Genomic DNA, 18,516 nt, shown 5'->3' on the forward strand with positions numbered 1-18,516 from the left:
GTTGGCAACTCTGGGTGAAGAGCCGACAGGAGAAGTTGTGTTTTCGCCAGGAGCGCGCCTCTAGGTGTTCGAGTCTCACATGTTAATCGTAGAGTATGCCTGCTGCTGAGCCCACCACCTACCACTTTATTGTTGCCAGTCTGTCTTTTTTGCGCTCTGAACCTCTGGAGGAAGTGCTGGAGGAGCGTCGCCGACACTACGAGGAGCACCATCGCTCCATCGATTTCTTTTGGGTGCCCCAGCCGGCTTTCATGGAAGCTCCAGAGCTGCGTCCCCTGCGCCACAAGTTAAAGGAGCCGCTGGGGGCAGTGGTCTCGACCAATGAGGATTTCATCCGTTGGCTGGCGGTGCGCCTCACTTTTGTGGAAAAGGGCAGCTTCGTGGCCCCCAGCGAGTCGATCCCGGATCCCTTGCGCTCCCTGTCCTTGGCAGAGGGTTGATGAGATCCTGCCGGCGCGACCGATGGGAGGTGTCGCCCCCTCCTCGAGACGGGCGCGCAAGTTTGATTGCGGGATGGGCCAAGATTAAGATCAGGGCACCTCTCTCCGTCCAGCAGCAGTGGCGGCACGAGCCGGCATGAAAAGCACCTGTCAGGGCCAAGGCGGGGGAGGGAGAAAGGTTACACGGGGCACTATGACTTTGGAGCGACGAGGGGATTGGCCGGAAGGGGAGGCGGAGGTCTGCCAGCGGACTCCTCATCTTCGGGATCTTCCTCCCACATTTCCTTCAACTGAGGTGCTAAAGTCGGAGGCCCCCCCACTTGAGCCGCCGGCAAGTCCTCCCTCCGGCTCGCTGGCGTGTTCGTCCGGGAATCCCTTGCCGGAGCCGCTCCCTGAGGATCCCAAAGACGACGGCCCAACCGAGAAGCTGAAGCAGGAGGATGCTGCTCTGGCCGGGCCAGGCCTGAGAAATTTCCTGGCCGTGCTGCGCCGACGCAATTTCCTGCTGCTGTGGATAGGGCAGGTGTTTTCCCAGTTGGCCGACAAGGTGTTGTTGGTGCTGCTGATTGGGTTGATCTCGAGGCAGTTTCAGCCGGAAGGGGCCTCCATCAGCGGCTGGGTGGCGGCGATCATGCTGGCTTTTACGCTGCCGGCGGTGTTGTTGGGCAGCCTGGCGGGGGTATTTGTGGATCGCTGGCCCAAGAAGGGGGTGCTGGTGCTCTCCAACGTGGTGCGCGGGATCCTGGTGCTGCTGTTGCCGCCGCTGCTCTGGCTGACGGCGGGGCGCAACCTTTGGCCAGGGATCCCTTTGGGCTTTGGCGGGCTGCTGTTGATTAGCTTTGCCGTGTCTGTTTTGACCCAGTTTTTTGCCCCTGCCGAACAGGCCACTCTGCCCCTGATCCTGCCCAGGCGGGAGCTGTTAGCGGCCAACTCCCTCTACACCACGACGATGATGGCTTCGCTGATCGCCGGCTTTGCCATCGGCGAGCCGCTGCTAACGCTGGCGGATCGTTGGGGGCGTGCGTGGTTGCCCGGCTGGGAGGTGGGGCCAGAGCTGTTGGTGGGGGGAGCCTACCTGTCGGCGGGAGCCCTGCTGCTGCTGTTGCAACCCCACGAGAAGCTGGAGCCCAGACCTTGGGAGGCTCCCCATCTCTGGGAAGATCTCAAGCTGGGCCTGGAATACATCGGGCAAATGCCCTTGATCCGCGCGGCCCTGCTGCAAATGGTGGTGCTCTACTCGCTGTTTGCGGCGCTGGCGGTCTTGGCGGTGCGCATGGCCGAGGTGACGGCGGAGCTGGAGGCAGATCAGTTTGGGGTGTTGCTGGCGGCTGCCGGCCTGGGCATGGCCATTGGGGCCTTTTGGGTGGGGCATACGGGCCGGCAGGTGAGCCGTCGCGCCTGGAGTGGGCTGGGATCCCTGTTGCTGTGTCTGTCCTTGGCGGCCTTGTCCTGGACGGAGGGGAAGCTGTTTCCCAGCTTGGCTTGGATTGCCCTGCTGGGCTGTGGAGGGGCGTTGGTGGCGGTGCCCATGCAAACCCTGCTCCAGGAGGAGACCCCCGAACATCTGCGCGGCAAGGTTTTTGGACTGCAGAACAATGCGGTCAACATTGCTCTCAGTTTGCCGCTGGTTTTGGCGGGGGTGGCGGAAACCTATTTCGGCCTTGCCTGGACGTTTCTCGGCCTGGCGGCCCTGACCGGGTCGGCGGGGCTGTACCTCTGGGGTCTGCTGGGCAGAGAGGGGCACAGATAAGTTTTTCTGCTGGATAGCTGCGACGTAGGGCTGGGTATCTGTCAATGCCTTGTCGGTCTGGGTTTCTCCCCTGAGAGGGGAGGAGCGGGCCGAGGTGGGATGCGAGTCTGCTACCCTTATAGAGGCTTTGGAATCGCACATCCCCTTGTAGATCAGCGTTCTGGCGGCGTAGGGATCCGCCCATGCACATCGCCTGGATAGGCAAGAAGGCACCTTTCTGTGGCAACGTCACCTATGGCCGTGAGGTGACCAACGGCCTCTTGGAGCGGGGACATCAGGTGAGCTTTTTCCATTTCACCAACGAAAGCCCCTCCCCCAGCCTGGAGGCGCCTGCTGTAGAGGGATCCCGTCCGGGGAGCCGTTGGCGTGCTGAGCTGGCGGGGCGGGATGTCTCCCTGCCCTGTCTGTACAAGTCGCAGATTTATACGATCCCAGCTCCCAACGCCAGGCGGCTGCTCACCCAGGCGCTGCGGGAGTTGCAGCCGGATCTGGTGCATGCCTCGCTGACGATTTCTCCCATCGACTTTGTCTTGCCGGAGATCTGTGCGGAGCTCAACCAGCCGCTGGTGGCCACCTTCCACCCGGCCTTCGACCGGCGGCGGCGCAACATTGCCTCCCGCACCCAATACCTGGCCTACCAGCTCTATGCTCCTTGTTTGGCCCACTACGACCGCACCATCGTCTTCTCGGAAACACAGCGGCAGATCTTGCTCAGGCTAGGGGTGAGCCGCGAGCAGGTGGTGGTCATTCCCAACGGCGTCGACGTGGATAAGTATTCGCCGGGGCCCTCCACCCTTAAGCAACGGTTGGGGCTGGAGCGGATCTTCGTTTACCAAGGGCGGATCTCGCCGGAAAAAAATGTGGAGGCCTTGCTCAAAGCCTGGAAGCAAGCTCAAATGGGCGAGAAGTGCGGCCTGCTCATTGTGGGGGATGGGCCGCTGCTCAATACCCTCAAGCCCTTCTACACCCGCCAGCACGGGATCCACTGGCTGGGCTACGTTGCCGACGAGCAGCAGCGCATCGAGATCCTGCGCGGATCCGACGTGTTTATCCTGCCCTCTTTAATCGAGGGGCTCTCTTTGTCGTTGCTGGAGGCGATGGCCTGTGGGGTGGCGGCGGTGGCCACCGACGTCGGGGCCGACGGCGAGGTTTTGGCCGATGGAGCCGGGATCCTGTTGGATCCGGCTCGGGTGACGGTGGAGCTGCAAACGCTGCTGCCCCTGCTGCGGGATCAACGGGAATTTACGCAACTGCTGGGGATGAAAGCCCGCCAGCGGGTGCTGGAGCGCTACACCCTCAGCCACAACCTCAGCCGGTTGGAGCAGCTCTACCAGGAGCTGTGCCGGGGATCCCGTCAGCGCCGCCGCGCGTAAGGAAGACTATTGGGATTGGGCTGAAACTTTTGCGACAAAGCTTTTGATATTTTTGCTAAACTGCATCGTTATGTTTCCAAGGGATTGCCTCTAAGTTCCCGATGGATGAGTACGGCCCGCAAAAAGCCTTTCCGGCGCAGCCCCCTGCCGGGCTGTCGGGTTCGTCCTGGACGGAGTCTTTGCTTGCCCAAGGCGCGGACAGAAACTCCTTTCCCGCCAACGTTCCGGCTGCGTCGCTGCCGCCCACCGACGAGCAGGGCGATCTGCGCTCGGCCCAAGCTGGCCCAGATGGGGATCCCGCCGGTGCGCCCAAGGCGGCCTCGGAGGAGAGAAAGCTGACGGAAGTGAAACCGGCCATCTTGCCCGCCCCGCCGAAGCCGGAGCCGGTGGCAGAGCTGGGGACAGACCAGCAGCCGATGCTGTATTTGCTGGGGGGATTGGCCTTTGCCCTGCGCTCCTTCAACAACCTGAACCAGATCCTAGAGCTCACGGCTTTTGTGGCCAGCCAACTCACCGCTGCCGACGGCGGCGCGCTGGTGTTGTTCAACCCCAACGGCACCATCCAGCTAGATCAACTGCATTGTTCGGACCTCGACCGCCGCGAGCAGATTCGCGCCGAGATGGAGCAGATCGCCCAAGCTCTGTCTGCGCAGGAGCCCATTTTAAAAACCGAGGGATCCCTGTCTGTGAAGATCCCAGCCCTGGAACATCTCTTGGACGAGCGCCTGCGCCAGAGTCTGGGGCCAGATGTCCGCCTGTTCGGGACGCCGCTGTTGATTCGCAGCTCCGTCCAGGGGCGCCTGTACGTCTTCAGCCGTCAGCCCGGCTACCAGTGGAATGAACGTCGCCAACAACTGCTGCGGTTGGTGGCTGACCAAGCGGGCGTGGCCATCGAGAACGAGCGCTTGACGGCGGCCTTGCGCCGCAAAATGGCCCTGGAAAAAGAAATGGAGATCGGCTCCTACATCCAGACCCAACTGTTGCCCCGCCAGTACCCCCAGGTTCCGGGCATTCGGCTGGCAGCCCGCTGCCGTGTGGCCAGCAAGGTGGGGGGCGATTACTACGATTTCATTAAGATCCCCAGCGAGCGACCGGAAAACTCTAGGGCCGCCGCCGATGAGCCGGTTGGATCCCTGGCCCCTTCCCCTGAGCCATCCGAAGACTTTCGCCTGGCCATCGTAATTGGGGACGTGATGGGCAAAGGTGTCCCTGCCGGCATGTTGATGAGCATGACCCGCGCCATGGTACGGGCAGAAGCCCTCAACCGCCACTCGCCGGCCCGCGTTCTCCAACATCTCAACCGGGCCATGTACAGCGATCTGGAGAACTCCAATCGCTTTATCAGCCTGTTCTACTCAGAGTACGATCCCCGCTCCCGTCGCCTCTGTTTCAGCAACGCCGCCCACAACCCCACCCTCTGGTGGCGGGCCCGCAGCCGCGACATCCAGCCCCTCGACACAGAGGGAGCGCTGATCGGCTTGGAGGAACACAGCCAATACTCGGAAAGCTGCGTGCACCTGCAGCCGGGAGATGTTGTAGTTTATTATACCGATGGCTATGTCGAGGCCGCCAATACCCGCGGGGAGCGGCTGGAGACTTCAGGTCTGATGGAGGCCATCCAGCGGGCTGCCAGTCGCTACGAGTCGCCCGAGGAGATCCTGGAGAACCTTTTTGAGCAGATGGACGCCTTCCGGGGCCGCCAGGGATCCCACCCTGTTGTCCCAGGGCCGCCAGTGGATGCAGGGCTCTTGTTTCAGGATGAGATTTCCCTGCGGCCTGAGCCGGTGGACGATACGACGCTGGTGGTGTTGAAAGTACTGCCCGATTCTGAGCCAACCTAGCTACGAAGGTTCAAACTAAGGGTACCCTCTAGCTAGGGAGGCCACTTAGGTGGCGGCCCGCTTTCCCAGTTGACCTTTGCCTGAGGTACATGCATGCACTCCACTGCTTCTGGCTCTGAGCCCTCCTTAGTTTACTTGCCGGCCTCGCCGGCCTTGCAGACGGAAGCGATCGTCGCCCAGGTGTTCCGGCAGGACGTGCTGGGCGATATCCGCAAGGGCTGGAACAACTTCGTGGAATCGGGCCAAATTTGGGCCCTTTTGATAGGGATCGTGGCAGGCTACATGCTCAAGAGCATCACCAGCTCTCACTAAAGGCGGTGGCGCCCGGATTCCCTGGCCCCAAGGTGGCGGCGTTTTGGCTGTCGTTGCCTTGCTTGCTCTTTTCCGCCTCAACTGCAGCCAAGTCTTTCTGTGGTGGTCATCTCTCTCCCCGTTCCAAGCCCATGGCTAAGCCGACGGCACCTTCCACCCCGCGCCCCTGGAGCGGACGCTTTGCGGGATCCCTCCACCCTAGGATTGCCCGCTTCAACGCCAGCATTGGCTTCGACATTCGCCTTTTGCCCTACGATGTGGCCGGATCCCTGGCCCATGTGCAGATGCTGGGGGCCTGCGGCATCTTGAGCCGCGAAGAGGCAGAGCAAATTCGGCAGGGGCTGGAGCAGATCGAGAAGGAAGTTGCCGAGGGCATCTTCCAGCCTGACCCTGAGGCGGAAGATGTCCACTACGCCGTCGAGCGCCGTCTGGTGGCCTTGGTGGGGGAAGTGGGCAAAAAACTGCACACGGGGCGCTCCCGCAACGACCAAGTGGCCACTGACCTGCGCCTCTACCTGCGGGATGAAATCGACACCATCCGGCAGGCTCTCTGGGAGCTGCGGGGGGTTTTGTTGGACTTGGCCAGCCAGCATGTGGAGACAATCCTGCCCGGCTACACCCACCTGCAGCGGGCCCAGCCCATCAGCTTGGCCCACCACCTTTTGGCCTATGAAGAAATGCTCTGGCGGGACTGGCAACGGTTGGGACGGGTGCGGGAAGAGGTCAACGTCTGTCCCCTGGGCTCCGGGGCCTTGGCCGGCACTTCCTTGCCCATCGACCGGCAACTGGTTGCTCATCTGCTGGGCTTTGAGCGCATCAGTGCCAACAGCCTAGACGCCGTCAGCGACCGGGACTACCTGGTGGAGTTCCACGCTGCCGCCAGCCTGATCTTGGTGCATCTCAGCCGTCTCTCGGAAGAGCTCATCCTCTGGGCCACCCAGGAGTTTGGCTTTGTCGCCCTCACCGATGCCTGTGCCACGGGCTCCAGCCTCATGCCCCAGAAGAAGAATCCCGATGTGCTGGAATTGGTGCGGGGCAAGACAGGGCGGGTGTTCGGCCATCTCCAAGCTCTGCTGGTCACCTTGAAGGGGCTGCCCCTGGCCTACAACAAAGATTTGCAAGAGGACAAAGAGGGGCTCTTCGATACCGTCGATACTGTGAAGGCTTGCTTGGAGGCGATGACCATCCTGCTGCGGGAAGGGATCCAATTCCAAACCCAACGCATGGAGGCCGCGGTGCAGGAAGACTTCTCCAACGCCACCGACGTGGCCGACTATCTGGTGCGAAAAGGGATCCCCTTTCGCGCCGCCCACGATCTGGTGGGTCAGATCGTGCGTACCTGTGTGGCAGAGGGAATTCTGCTCAAAGATCTGCCCCTGGAGCGGTGGAAAAGCTTTCATCGAGCCTTTGAGGAGGATATCTTTGCGGCCATCGATCCCCGCCAGGTGGTGGCCGCGCGGCTCAGCGCTGGAGGCACTGGCTTTGCGGTGGTGCGGGAAGCCTTGCAACGGGCCCAGGCCCGCTACCAACAGACAGAGCCGGCAGAAGAACCCCCGCTGCCCCCCTCCTCACCTGGCTCTGGGCTGCCCTTGGAGAGCTGAGCAGCGGCCCTGCCTCCATTCCCGCTTGCCCCCTCTGTCCGCGACCCCAGAGCGACCTCCCAGCCATTGGCCTTGAGAAAGCGGAGGAAGGATGCGATCCCAAGCCATCTCCCCACCCCCCTCTGCCCTGGGAGAAGTGGTGGAGGCCAACACCACCACCCTTGTGGCCCAGTGCCTAGAGCCAGAACGCCTGAGCTTCCCGCCCCTGCCCGCCCTCGGCAGTTGGATCCGCTCGCAAGACGAGGAGACCGGCAACTGGATCTATGGAGTGGTCTGCTATGCCGCCATCACTCCCATCGACACCGTTCACCGTCCCAGGGCCTTGGGCCTCTCCCCCCGGGAACTGCGGGAGCAGCAACCCCAGATTTTCGCCATGTTGCGCAGCGATTTCCGCGCTGCCATTGTCGGCTTCGTTGGCGGGGGGCGGGTTTATCAGTATCTGCCGCCGCGCCCGCCCCAGATCCACCAGCCAGTTTACCCCTGCTCTGAAAGCGAGGTAAGGGAGTTTTGCCGCTCTTTTGAGTTTTTGCGCACCCTGCTGCGTGTCAACGGGATCCCCAGCGACGAGTTGGTGGCCGCTGTCATCCGTCAGACTTACCGGATCTTGAACCGGGATCGCCACTGGTTGGTGCAAGCAGGGCGGCAGTTGAGCTCGCTGTTGCGGGACGACTACGAATACCTTAGCGCAATTTTACGAAAGATTGAAGCCTAAGCGAAGAAGTATTGAGAATAGTCCTGAATCCCGCCGAAATTTCATCTGAGAGTGATAGCCTGAGGCGAAATCCTTGTGAATCATCCCTTTTGTACCCCATTGCTTGCGTCAAAATGTTTAACAAATTTAATCCCTCTGACAAACCCTCCAAAGGCAACTGGGCAGGTCGCACTTTTTCTGCTGCTGTGGGCGCTTCGCTGGCAGCGGCTGTTTGCATGGCTCATGGCCAGCCGCCCTTTATATCGCTGCTAGTGGCCAGTTGTGCAACGGTGTTTACCCTCGTTTGTGATGAGATGGGCTGGATATAGGCTCGGGGTCAGCTTTGGGCTCTCAGCCCCTCTGAGGCAACCATCGAACGACATGCAAGATACCCACGGATCAAACGCCGCTAAGAGTCTCTCCGCCCCTGCGCAATTTGTTTCGGCGAGCCATAGCCCTCGGCAAGCTATTGGAGGGCAGTAGAAGAGGGCGGATACGGATTCCTGTCTCTCCAGGCTTTTGGCTGGATCTAGAGGCCCTGGTAACTGTCCCCGGCCCGGCAGCCTCTGGGCCCACTTGGGCGAGGTGGGCAGGGAGCGAGCAGCGCTGTTTGGTTTTGATGTTTTTTGCCGGATCCCTGCCCAGGGCTGGCTTCGGCGAAGCAAAAGGTAGAGCAATCGGGGGTTAAGATCGGGGGGAGCGCCCTCTGCTGGTTTCTCTTTGCCTATAGTTGGCCCCGGAAACATCCCCATCTACAGAGGCTGTGCTGCCGTAACTTGAGAACCAGGCAGGCGGGAGCCTCCGATCCCAGTCAGGGCCTTTCCAAAACCCGATTTGACGGCCGATCTGTCTGGAGCGGGGCCAGAGTTGCTCGCTTCCCCCAGGCGCCGATGCCCTTGAGCCTATGACCTCCCTTCCTCTGGTTTCTGTGATCTTGGGCACGCGGCCCGAAGCCATTAAGCTGGCTCCGGTAATCCAGGCCCTGCGGGCCAGTCCCCACCTGCGCACCGAGGTGATCCTGACAGGGCAACACCGGGAGATGGTGGATCAGGTGATGCGGCTCTTCGGCCTACGGGCGGATCGGGATCTGGAGATCATGCGTCCCCGCCAAAGCCTGACCGACATCACCGAAGCCACCCTGCGGGGTCTAGAACCCTACTTGCAGGCGCAGCGGCCCCAACTGGTTTTGGTGCAGGGCGATACCACCACCGCCTTTGCCGCTGCCCTGGCTGCTTTTTACCAACGCATTCCAGTAGGCCATGTGGAAGCCGGCCTGCGCACCGACGATCTCTACCACCCTTTTCCCGAAGAGGCCAATCGCCGTCTCATTTCTCAGTTGGCCAGCCTGCACTTTGCTCCCACGCCGCAAGCGGTGGATAACCTGAAGCAAAGCCGCGTGATCGGCTCTATCTATTGCACGGGCAACACCGTCATCGATGCCCTGCTACAGGTAGCTGCGCTTGGGATCCCCTGCCCCATCCCTGGCTTGGACTGGGGGCGCTATCGGGTTTTGTTGGTTACTGTGCACCGGCGGGAAAACTGGGGGGATCCCTTAATAGCCATCGGCCAGGCTCTGCTGCAGATTTTGGCGGAGTTCCCCGACACGGCCCTCCTCTTGCCTCTCCACCCCAACCCCGCGGTGCGAGAGCCCCTGCAGGCCCTGTTGGGATCCCGGGAGCGAGTTTTTCTTACCGAGCCCTTGGACTATCCCTGCTGGGTCAGCGCCATGCAGCGCTGCACTCTCATCCTCAGCGATTCCGGCGGCATTCAAGAAGAGGCGCCAGCTTTGGGCAAACCGGTGCTGGTGCTGCGGCAGACCACCGAGCGCCCTGAGGCGATTGCTGCCGGCACCGCCCGCCTGGTGGGCGCCCATCCCGAAAAGATCCTGGAGGCGGCCCGAGAATTGCTCACGGATCCCCAGGCCTACGCCCGCATGGCCCAGGCTCAAAACCCCTTCGGCGACGGCACCGCTGCCAGGCAAATTTGCCACATCATCGAGAGGCAGTTTAACTCGCCCAGCTCACCAGAATAAGGCCCGCAGAGACTCAGACTGGGGTGAGAAAACCGTTGCCTGCTCCTCCCTTTCTTCGGCTGCCCCGAAAAAAACTAGGATCGACTGCTGGTACACCGGCAAAGCCGTCATCCGCACCGCCAAGATCCTGCCCAGCTACCCGGCCGTGCTCTGCCGGAGCGCCACCTGCGTATGTGTTTATAGCCTTGGGACAGGAGCCATTCATCATGGTCATGGCTCCCCCCAAAACCCTCCCCGACCTAGACAAAGTGCAAGCCCTGCGCTTCCCCCCTGGGCACGGGCTGCTGCTGCACCGCGGCACCTGGCACGCTTTCCCCCTCGCCTGCGAGCGCCCCGTTGTGGTGCTGACTGCCAACTCCGACGAAGTGGTAGAGGCCCTGGCCAGCAGGACGACGGCGCAGGATCAGGGGGATCCCTGTGCCAGCGGCTGAACGCCGAGATCCATTTGCAGCCGCTCTAAGCCCATGGCGCGGATCCCCGACGGCACCCCCCCACCGGCTCTTTCGGCGCAGAAGCCTTCGGCTTTAGCCGTGGGGTAGTTTGCAGAATACCCAAACCTCAGCATTAAAAATCGGCAAAAATTGGCGGTTGGTCTGCCAGGCTCGAATTGGGAGGGGTGAGTATTCTCGAATACTCCGAAAAGAAAACGCAAAGTTAGCTTTTAGGCAAGCGCAAGCTCAGCTCCGACCGAAGCGCGCTGGGGGCAACAGTTCGTCCTAATTTGGGCTCTATCTACTAGGTGTTCGGGAATACGTACCCTTCGATAGGAACCTCGCTTGTACAAAAGAGGAAGCTTAACTGCGAGAGAAGATTCATAGGCAAAGTACGAAACATGAAAGCGCCCAGATTATCCGGATGAGGCTCTTTTTGGGGGCCGCATCCGCCTAGCTAGAAGATCCGCAAACGTCTTCACCGTTGGCATCTGAAGAGAGTTGCCTTATATTAAATCAGCTAGCATGTTCGATATTTGCCAGAATTAAGCTATCTTGAGGGCTGACATGCCATCTAACCATTGGTCAGACTTCCATCCTCCCAGTCCTGGGCAAGGCTTGGAGCAAACTCAGTCAACGCCTTCCCATTGGAGTGAGCGCTACACGGGGGAGGACTCTCAGGTCGAGTATGAAAGAAACGGAGCCCAGACCAAGGCAGCGGCTCATCCAGAGGAGAACATGCTGAGCAATGCTGCGAAAATTAAGGTGGTGGGCGTGGGGGGTGGAGGTGGCAACGCGGTCAGTCGGATGGCGGCCAGCAACCTCAAGGGTGTTGAGTTTTGGAGTATCAACACGGATGCTCAGGCCCTTGCGCAGTGCTCGACATCAACGGTGAACCGCCTGCAAATCGGGCAAAAGTTAACCCGCGGGCTGGGGGCAGGCGGCAACCCGGCCATTGGTCAGAAAGCCGCCGAAGAGTCCAGCGAAGAAATTGCAGCGGCTCTCAAAGGGGCAGATTTGGTCTTTATTGCCGCCGGCATGGGAGGGGGCACGGGCACCGGTGGAGCCCCTATCGTCGCCCAGATTGCCAAGGCCAGCGGTGCCCTGACGGTGGGGGTGGTGACGCGGCCTTTTTCCTTTGAGGGCAAGCGGCGCACCAAGCAGGCCGAAGAAGGGATCCAAGCGCTGCAGGAGGCGGTCGATACCCTGATCGTGATCCCCAACGACAAGCTGCTCTCGGTGATCTCTGAGCAAACTCCTGTGCACGAGGCTTTTCGCGTCGCGGACGATGTCTTGCGTCAGGGGGTGCAGGGCATTTCGGATATCATCCTCATCCCCGGCATGATCAACGTGGATTTTGCCGACGTGCGCAGCGTGATGGCCGATGCCGGCACTGCCTTGATGGGCATTGGCATGGGATCCGGCAAGTCCCGCGCCCGCGAAGCTGCCATTACCGCCGTCTCCTCTCCCCTTTTGGAAACTTCCATCGAAGGGGCCAAGGGCGTGCTCTTCAACATCACCGGCGGGCTGGATCTGTCGTTGCACGAGGTCACGGTAGCCGCTGAGATTATCGCTGAGGCAGTGGATCCAGAAGCCAACATCATCTTCGGCACCGTCCAGGACGAGCGCATGCAAGGGGAGGTGCGCATCACCGTCATCGCCACCGGTTTTGACGGATCGCGGTCGGCTGCCGCTTCTGGATCCAAAGCCTCGGTCGCCAACAAGGGGGGGGTGGGGACGCGTAGGACCACTGCCTCTGGCTCTGAGCCACCGCCTCGACAGCCCCCTGAGCCTGAGCCCCCTGCATCCGGGGGCTTGGACATTCCCGAGTTTTTGCGCCGCCGCCGTCCTCCTTCGTAGGTTAGAGTGAGGGAATGCGGCTATCCTGGTGCCGGTTGCTGGGAGTGGGGAGTGCTTTGGGGTTAAGCCATGAACATTGTTATCTTGGCAGGGGGTCGTTCGGCAGAACGTCAGGTTTCTTTGGTAACGGGCAAAGCCTGTAAGCGGGCGCTGGAGGATCTGGGGCATCGGGCGAAGTTGATCGACCCCGAGGAGGATCTGCCGCTGCGCCTTTGGCAGGAACGGCAGGCAGGCTGCGACTTCGTCTGGATTGCCCTGCATGGCCCCGGCGGTGAGGATGGGGTGGTGCAGGGGATGCTGGAGTGGCTGGGCTTGCCCTATCAGGGATCCGGGCCGTTGGCCAGCGCTCTGGCCATGGACAAGCTGGTCTCCAAGCAGATCTTTCGGGCCGAAGGGATTCCCACTCCTGAGTGGCTGGTCTGGGATGAAGCGCAGCCGCTCTCCTGGGCCGAGTGTGTGGCGCGTTTGGGATCCCCGCTGGTGGTGAAGCCCAGCAACAGCGGCTCGACGGTGGGGATTAGCCTTGCGCGGGATGAGGTGTCGTTGGCTCAGGGGCTGGCGTTGGCCAGCTCGGTCTCCTCGCGGGTCTTCCTGGAGCGCTACATTCCCGGCAAGGAGATCACCCTCTCCATTCTCTCCGGCCAGGTTCTCCCGGCCATTGAGATCATCCCTGCCCAGGGAGATTTTTACGATTACGAAGCCAAGTACGCCCCCGGCGGCTCACGGCATTTGATCCCCTGTTCCCTCAGCGCGGCAGGGCTGGCCCGCTGCGAGGCGGCAGGGCTAAGGGCCTATCGGGTGTTGGGATGTGAAGGTCTGGCGCGGGTGGATCTGCGGGTGGATGCCGACGAGAACCCTTGGGTGCTGGAGGTGAACACCCTGCCCGGGATGACCCCCACTTCGCTTTGCCCAGAGGCGGCGGCAGCTCTGGGCTGGACGTTTACGGAGCTGGTGGAGCGGATGCTGCAGGATGCCCTGCAGAGGGCGGCATTGACTCGCTCGGCCCCGTCTGGATCCCGGCCTTCGCCACAGCCGGCCTGATCCCCAGCCAGACTGCTTTCTAGAGAAAGAAAAGAAGCAAAACCGCCACCGCCATCCCGACCATCAGCACTGCTCCTGCCGGCCACAGCCAGGCAATAGGGGATCCGCCTTTGCCAGCAGCTTTTTGGCCGGGACCCTTTTCTTTGGGCTCAGGCTGGGGGCCGGCGGAATCGGGAGCAACCAGCGTTAGATCCTGCAGCAGCCGGTTGCCTTGCTTTTCCAGCACGAGCGTGGTCTCCTCAGCGCTCAAGAGAGGATCCCGCAGCGGCTGGGTTTGCTGCCACTCGTATTCGGAATGTCCTGACGCTCGCCCATAGACCGTCACCTGCTCCAGGCCGGATAGGCCCAACGCCTCCAGCGCGGCTCGCACCTGTTGGGTGAGATGGGGATAGTCGAGCTGGGTTTGCGGGGAGCGGTTGAGGAGAACGTGCAGGTGAGCCTGGCGACGCTTGACGGCGATCTTGACAGGGACGGCCAAGCGAGCCTGCAACGCCTGGGCAATCTCAGCTTCCGTCATTGAGTTTTATTCCAGTGAAGGCAAGTTAATTCTAATACAGCCATGGGACAGGCGCTGGGAGTGGCGGCAGCGGCTTCGGGGTAGAATGTATCCGCATCGGCAAGGAAGGCCCCTGAGGAGGTCGTGTAGCTGGAAGTTCTATGCAAGAAAAAGCCATTGTCCGCAATTACTTCAACACCGTCGGTTTCGAGCGCTGGCGGCGCATCTACGGCAACGAGGAAGTCAATTTTGTCCAGAAAGATATTCGACTGGGCCATGCCCGCACAGTCGAGACGGTGTTGCAATGGCTGGGGGATCCCTCCGGTCTGCGCATTTGCGATGCCGGCTGCGGAGTGGGCAGCCTTAGCTTGCCTTTGGCCGCCCGAGGGGCGCAGGTGTTTGCCAGCGACATTTCCGAGCAAATGGTCAACGAAGCGCGTCGCCGCCAACGGATGGAGCTGGGATCCACAGACAACCCCCAGTTTCAGGTTTTGGATTTGGAGGAACTGACGGGGGAGTACGATGTCGTCGTCTGCCTGGATGTGATGATCCACTATCCCGAAGCCGACGCCCTGCGCATGCTCAACCACCTAACTTGCCTGGCCCGCTCTCGCCTGATCTTCAGTTTTGCTCCCAAAACCCCCTGGCTGACGCTGCTGAAGAAAGTAGGGGAGTTCTTCCCTGGCCCCAGCAAAACCACCCGCGCCTATCAACACCGCGAGGCGACGTTGGTGGGCCACCTGGCCGAGTGGGGCTGGAAAGTGCAACAACGCCGAACCATTCGAAGCCGCTTCTACTTTGCCTGGCTGCTTGACCTGGTTCGCTGAAGCCGTCGCTCCTAGCTTGCTCTGGGGCCGAGCTGCCTGGGCTCGACCAGGTCAGTCGAAGTTACCCAGTTTTTCCAGCAAATCCGGATCTGCCAGCTTTTGCAGGGCAAGTCGCGCATCATCCTGGACTCCCCAGTCAGGGTCGCCGCTGGCGCTGGCCAGCAACTGCTTGGTGAGCATTTGATAGAGAGCTGTATAGGGCGTCGCCGGCTTCAGATGTTGCCCTAGGATCCCTAGGCTCCAGGCGCAGTTGCCGCGGACTGCCGCCACCGGATCGTGGGCCAAGCCCCGACAGAGGGCTGCCGCCACCTCTTGCAAGGCCGGGCCGGGCAACACCTGAGCTTGGGCCAATTGTCCGAGGGCGCTGGCCGCCCACAGTCGCACGGCTGTGATATCTCCGGCCAATACTTCCAGCAACACCGGATAGGCCCGCGGATCCTTGGCATTGCCCAGGGCCCACACCAACCCTTTGCGCACATAGCCATTCCAATCCCGGCGCAAGCTGTCGATCAGCAGCTCCACCTCACAGGGATCCGAATTTCGACCTAGGGCATAGGCCGCCCCTACCCGCACCAATGGGCAGGGATCCCTGAGCAGAGCCAACAGGGACGGCACGGCACGGGGCTCTTCGATCTCACAGAAGGCGCGGGCCGCCTGCATCCGCAAACGGGGATCCGGATCCTGCAACTGCTGCAGCATCCGCTCCACATCTACCTCCGGCGGCGAGTGAGGTGGCAGCTCGTCTAGGGGAGAAAAGGCATCTTGGTACATGAAGGGGCGCGGGCAGATTGGTGCCGTTGGCGGGGAGGGCAGGAGCACGAAAATCTCTTCTCCCCAGGCAAAAGGCCAGAATGAAGGCGGAAAAAGCAGCCAAGCAAGCAAATCCTGGCTGCAGCCCATCATAAGCCGCCGAGGTCCCTAGTTTGCAGTTGAATCTGGAGATCCGGGAACCTGCAGCAAGTCCGCTCCTTCCAGCACCCGCGCCGAGCGGATCACATCCCCCACCTGCAGGCGCTCCACCCACTCCATGCCACTGGTGACATAGCCGAACACCGCATAGCGCCCATCCAGGATCGGCAGAGCAGAGAGGGCGATGTAAAACTGGGAAGAGGCCGAATCCAGCGGGCTAGAACGGGCCATGGCCACCGCGCCCAAGCGATGGGGCAAGGCCAGCTTGCTCAGGGCGATGGGATCCTCAATCAAGGTGTTGTAGCGGGGGTGAGGCTCCCCACGCACCTGAATCTCCAAAGGGATGGTGCGCAGGCGGTTGCTGCCCGGCTCGGTAGCGCCACCGGTGCCATCTCCCCGCGGATCCCCTCCTTGCACCACAAAAGGTTGGGGATCTTTCTCCACTCGATGGAAGGTGAGACCGTTGTAAAAGCCCCGCTGCACCAAATCCACAAACTGGCCAGCCGTGAGGGGCGCCTCCTCCCCGTGAATCTCCAAGATCACCTTGCCCGCTCCCTCAGCAGTTTGCACCTCTAGCTCCACCAGCGCCTTGCCCTGCAGTTGCGGGCGATGGGCGTAGGCCGGTGGGATCCCCGATGGAGAGCCAGAGGAGGGGAGCGCACGGCGACAAGCGAACAGACCAAGACAGAGGTACCCCAAAGCCAAGCCCAACCCCACTCTGCAGCGGCTCATTCGCCCCAGCTTGGTAAATTGCATCTGCCCCTTCTCCCTTTTTCGATTTGATCCAACTTTCCACAGGGATCCCTCTCCAGATGTCAAGAGAGATATCTAGAGCCGTTGCGACAACCCCAATTGCAAGGTGACGCTTTGAGCGCCATTGCTTACCCTCACCCCGTAGGGGCTGATGGAGGTGACCCGCCACTCTGCTTTCACCGCCTGGCCAACCGGCACCTGTCGCACCACGTTGTCGATCAGAATCAGAGCCTTGGGATCGCCCGGATCGTGGATCAACCCCACCAGCTTCATCTGCGGCGGCGGTTGAGGCGGGATCCGCACCGGCGCAGACCTGAGGGAGGGAGGAGAAGCGCTGGTTGCCGCTGCAGGGGTAGGAGCGGTGGCCGCTGGCGGCCTTACGGGGGTTGTTTTCGCCTCTGGCTCGGCTAAGGTGATCCTAGGTGGCTCCTGAGACGAAACTTCCTCAGAGGGATCTCGAGGAGTTTTACCTCCCGCCTCTGGGGGCCGAGATGGTTCCTGTTCCTGGGCCAGCCGGAAATCCGAGTTGGGAGAATCGGAGGCCTCAGTCACAGGATCCCTCAGCCAAGGAGAATTGGCCTGAGAAAAGACTCCCGCCCGGCGGCGCAGGGTCGTCCAGAAGGCTAGCCCTGCTACCAGAGTGGCCGCCAAGGCCAAACCCAGTAGGATCCCTGAGGCCATAGAAGAGCGCCGCAAAGGCAGCGGCGGGCGCGTGCCCCAATAGGGGTACTCTTCCACCAGCCCTTCTTCAAGGCTGTGCTCCAAATCCTCAAGCAGCTCATCCAGCAGGGAATCTGCTTGACTCTTGTAACGCAATACAGCCCAAGGAGAACGACGGCTCCTGTCTGCCGAAGCATCAAACCCGGACATAGAACCTCCCTTGGCGGCGAGACCCCTAGCCGACAGCAGCCGTCTCCTCACTCCAGCGCTCTCACAGGAGCCGCATTTCCGGGTACTCGGTCAACAGCGCCTCTGCCGACAGGGTGTCTCCTTCCAACTGCGGCGTCCACAGCACTTCGATCGCCACAATTCGCTCCGCCGGAATGGAGGCCAACTGCAGCAGGCACTGCCGCAGATCCGCCGCAGATTTAACTACAGGTAGTGTACCTAAGTTGCCGCGATACGCAACTAGTAGAGTAACGACCAGATACTCGCCGACATCCGGGATCCCGGCAGCAGCGCGTTTAAGGACCGCTTGGGGAACCTGTTGGATTTGGTTGTTGCGGTTGCTGAGGGTTTCGGCGCTAAACTTGCTGCGCTCTTGCAAAGAGGCTTGGTAGAACAGAGACTCGGCGCGGGAGAGAGGCAGCTTCTCTGCTTGGGCATGGCCATAGGCCCAGTAGTCGCTGTAGCGCATCAAGCCGAGGGTGACCTCTTGCAGGAGTTGGCTCAGCCCTTCCGGCGATTGGGTATCCGCTTCCAGAGCCAGGGCGTTCATGTCTTTTTGCAGTTGCCGGGCGCTGGCCAGCAGGCCCACTTTCACCTGAGCCAGGGTTACTGGCGGGTCAGCAACCCCCTCGTCGCCATCTTCGGAAACAGCCGAGCGCAGGCTGCGCACCAGAAAGCTACCTGCCCCGATGAGCAGCAGCAGTGTCAGCAGGCCGCCACCACCACCCCAGAAAAAGGGCACCACCAGGGGAAAGCCGAACCCCCCTCCATAGCTGGGGTACACCGGAGCCGAGCGGGGGCCAACGGAGCGGGGGGCAGAGAAGGTCGGAGAGCGGAAAGAGCCACCGCCAATGCGACCACCACTGCGCGCCCAGACGGCACTGACGGGGGCCAAGGCCAAGATCAAAGCCAGGGCAATGGCCAGCAGGGGCCGGCAGCTTCGACTGATTCGTTTCAGCATGTTCACGTGTCCATCACGGGGCTAGTCTTCCTCAATTGTATGCTCTTTCCTTAGACAGCAGAGGGCAGGGATCCGAACCTTTTAGCGGGCTATTTGAGCCATTGCTTGTGAATCCCCACCGATTTACTCCTCAGCATCCAACTCAGGATTACTTCAATCTGGCCCATCGAGACTATCGACGGAGGCGACCGCAGTCTTGACACTCCCACCGCCTGAAGGCGGGGGATTCTTACGCAGTCCACAAAAGAACCCGTAACGGCGTTGTCAAAGCGCCTCTAGACAGTTCCTTCACGCAAAGCCCCAAGGTTCT

18 protein-coding genes are annotated in these 18,516 nt (G+C 61.3%); 12 read left to right on the forward strand and 6 right to left on the reverse strand.

From position 1 onward, the window contains the following. The first annotated feature begins 95 nt into the window (after positions 1 to 95). The 9 genes from ACVW0R_RS09900 to ACVW0R_RS09940 all read left to right on the forward strand — a co-directional run bounded on the left by ACVW0R_RS09900 (position 96) and on the right by ACVW0R_RS09940 (position 10,471). Entirely contained in the window at positions 96 to 440 is a 345-nt protein-coding gene (locus ACVW0R_RS09900; RefSeq protein ID WP_011429018.1) for an MgPME-cyclase complex family protein, read from the forward strand. Between the two features lie 376 nt (positions 441 to 816). Beyond that, entirely contained in the window at positions 817 to 2,190 is a 1,374-nt protein-coding gene (locus ACVW0R_RS09905) for an MFS transporter (protein ID WP_240527765.1), read from the forward strand. A gap of 182 nt (positions 2,191 to 2,372) precedes the next feature. Beyond that, positions 2,373 to 3,563, forward strand: coding sequence for a glycosyltransferase family 4 protein (locus ACVW0R_RS09910; RefSeq protein ID WP_457502001.1), 1,191 nt, complete (start codon positions 2,373 to 2,375; stop codon positions 3,561 to 3,563). Positions 3,564 to 3,664: 101 nt separating this feature from the next. Next, positions 3,665 to 5,404: a PP2C family protein-serine/threonine phosphatase gene (locus ACVW0R_RS09915; protein WP_228375389.1), complete on the forward strand. Its 1,740-nt coding sequence runs from the start codon at positions 3,665 to 3,667 to the stop codon at positions 5,402 to 5,404. Between the two features lie 93 nt (positions 5,405 to 5,497). Next, positions 5,498 to 5,716 (forward strand): hypothetical protein, encoded by a 219-nt coding sequence (locus ACVW0R_RS09920; protein ID WP_099812611.1) that lies wholly within the window; start codon positions 5,498 to 5,500, stop codon positions 5,714 to 5,716. A gap of 131 nt (positions 5,717 to 5,847) precedes the next feature. Further along, positions 5,848 to 7,317, forward strand: a complete 1,470-nt coding sequence (argH, locus tag ACVW0R_RS09925; protein WP_011429025.1) for an argininosuccinate lyase — start codon at positions 5,848 to 5,850, stop codon at positions 7,315 to 7,317. Positions 7,318 to 7,408: 91 nt separating this feature from the next. Then, complete coding sequence (locus ACVW0R_RS09930; protein WP_011429026.1) at positions 7,409 to 8,029, forward strand: hypothetical protein; 621 nt, start codon at positions 7,409 to 7,411, stop codon at positions 8,027 to 8,029. 883 nt (positions 8,030 to 8,912) lie between these two features. Beyond that, positions 8,913 to 10,040 (forward strand): non-hydrolyzing UDP-N-acetylglucosamine 2-epimerase, encoded by a 1,128-nt coding sequence (wecB, locus tag ACVW0R_RS09935; RefSeq protein WP_011429028.1) that lies wholly within the window; start codon positions 8,913 to 8,915, stop codon positions 10,038 to 10,040. Positions 10,041 to 10,246: 206 nt separating this feature from the next. After that, the gene (locus ACVW0R_RS09940) at positions 10,247 to 10,471 is read left to right on the forward strand and encodes an ureidoglycolate lyase (RefSeq protein WP_206336818.1); all 225 of its coding nucleotides are present in this window, start codon (positions 10,247 to 10,249) and stop codon (positions 10,469 to 10,471) included. Here ACVW0R_RS09940 and ACVW0R_RS09945 read toward each other — a convergent pair. Further along, positions 10,444 to 10,605 (reverse strand): hypothetical protein, encoded by a 162-nt coding sequence (locus ACVW0R_RS09945; RefSeq protein ID WP_168173323.1) that lies wholly within the window; start codon positions 10,603 to 10,605, stop codon positions 10,444 to 10,446. The genes ACVW0R_RS09940 and ACVW0R_RS09945 overlap by 28 nt on opposite strands. Positions 10,606 to 11,209: 604 nt before the next feature. Between ACVW0R_RS09945 and ftsZ the strand changes: the two genes are divergently transcribed. Both ftsZ and ACVW0R_RS09955 read left to right on the forward strand, forming a co-directional pair. Beyond that, positions 11,210 to 12,331, forward strand: a complete 1,122-nt coding sequence (gene ftsZ / locus ACVW0R_RS09950) for a cell division protein FtsZ (RefSeq protein WP_011429031.1) — start codon at positions 11,210 to 11,212, stop codon at positions 12,329 to 12,331. Between the two features lie 69 nt (positions 12,332 to 12,400). After that, positions 12,401 to 13,372 carry a D-alanine--D-alanine ligase gene (locus ACVW0R_RS09955; RefSeq protein WP_011429032.1) on the forward strand — a complete coding sequence of 324 codons (972 nt, stop codon included), beginning with the start codon at positions 12,401 to 12,403 and terminating at the stop codon, positions 13,370 to 13,372. A 19-nt stretch (positions 13,373 to 13,391) separates the two neighbouring features. Here the strand turns inward: ACVW0R_RS09955 and ACVW0R_RS09960 are convergent, their stop codons facing one another. Then, complete coding sequence (locus ACVW0R_RS09960) at positions 13,392 to 13,889, reverse strand: hypothetical protein (protein ID WP_041438022.1); 498 nt, start codon at positions 13,887 to 13,889, stop codon at positions 13,392 to 13,394. Positions 13,890 to 14,029: 140 nt separating this feature from the next. On the opposite strand from ACVW0R_RS09960, the gene bchM reads away from it, so the two are divergent. Next, positions 14,030 to 14,695, forward strand: coding sequence for a magnesium protoporphyrin IX methyltransferase (bchM, locus tag ACVW0R_RS09965; protein WP_457502002.1), 666 nt, complete (start codon positions 14,030 to 14,032; stop codon positions 14,693 to 14,695). 51 nt (positions 14,696 to 14,746) lie between these two features. Here bchM and ACVW0R_RS09970 read toward each other — a convergent pair whose 3' ends face one another. The 4 genes from ACVW0R_RS09970 to ACVW0R_RS09985 all read right to left on the reverse strand — a co-directional run bounded on the left by ACVW0R_RS09970 (position 14,747) and on the right by ACVW0R_RS09985 (position 18,206). After that, a complete protein-coding gene (locus tag ACVW0R_RS09970; RefSeq protein WP_011429035.1) occupies positions 14,747 to 15,466 on the reverse strand; it encodes a HEAT repeat domain-containing protein in 720 nt (239 codons plus the stop codon). 147 nt (positions 15,467 to 15,613) lie between these two features. Further along, positions 15,614 to 16,360: a peptidylprolyl isomerase gene (locus tag ACVW0R_RS09975; RefSeq protein ID WP_011429036.1), complete on the reverse strand. Its 747-nt coding sequence runs from the start codon at positions 16,358 to 16,360 to the stop codon at positions 15,614 to 15,616. A 72-nt stretch (positions 16,361 to 16,432) separates the two neighbouring features. Beyond that, entirely contained in the window at positions 16,433 to 17,227 is a 795-nt protein-coding gene (locus ACVW0R_RS09980) for a hypothetical protein (protein ID WP_011429037.1), read from the reverse strand. Between the two features lie 61 nt (positions 17,228 to 17,288). After that, positions 17,289 to 18,206: a DUF1517 domain-containing protein gene (locus ACVW0R_RS09985; RefSeq protein ID WP_041438024.1), complete on the reverse strand. Its 918-nt coding sequence runs from the start codon at positions 18,204 to 18,206 to the stop codon at positions 17,289 to 17,291. Positions 18,207 to 18,516: the final 310 nt, after the last annotated feature.

The sequence above is a fragment of the Thermostichus sp. MS-CIW-15 genome, from assembly GCF_054060575.1.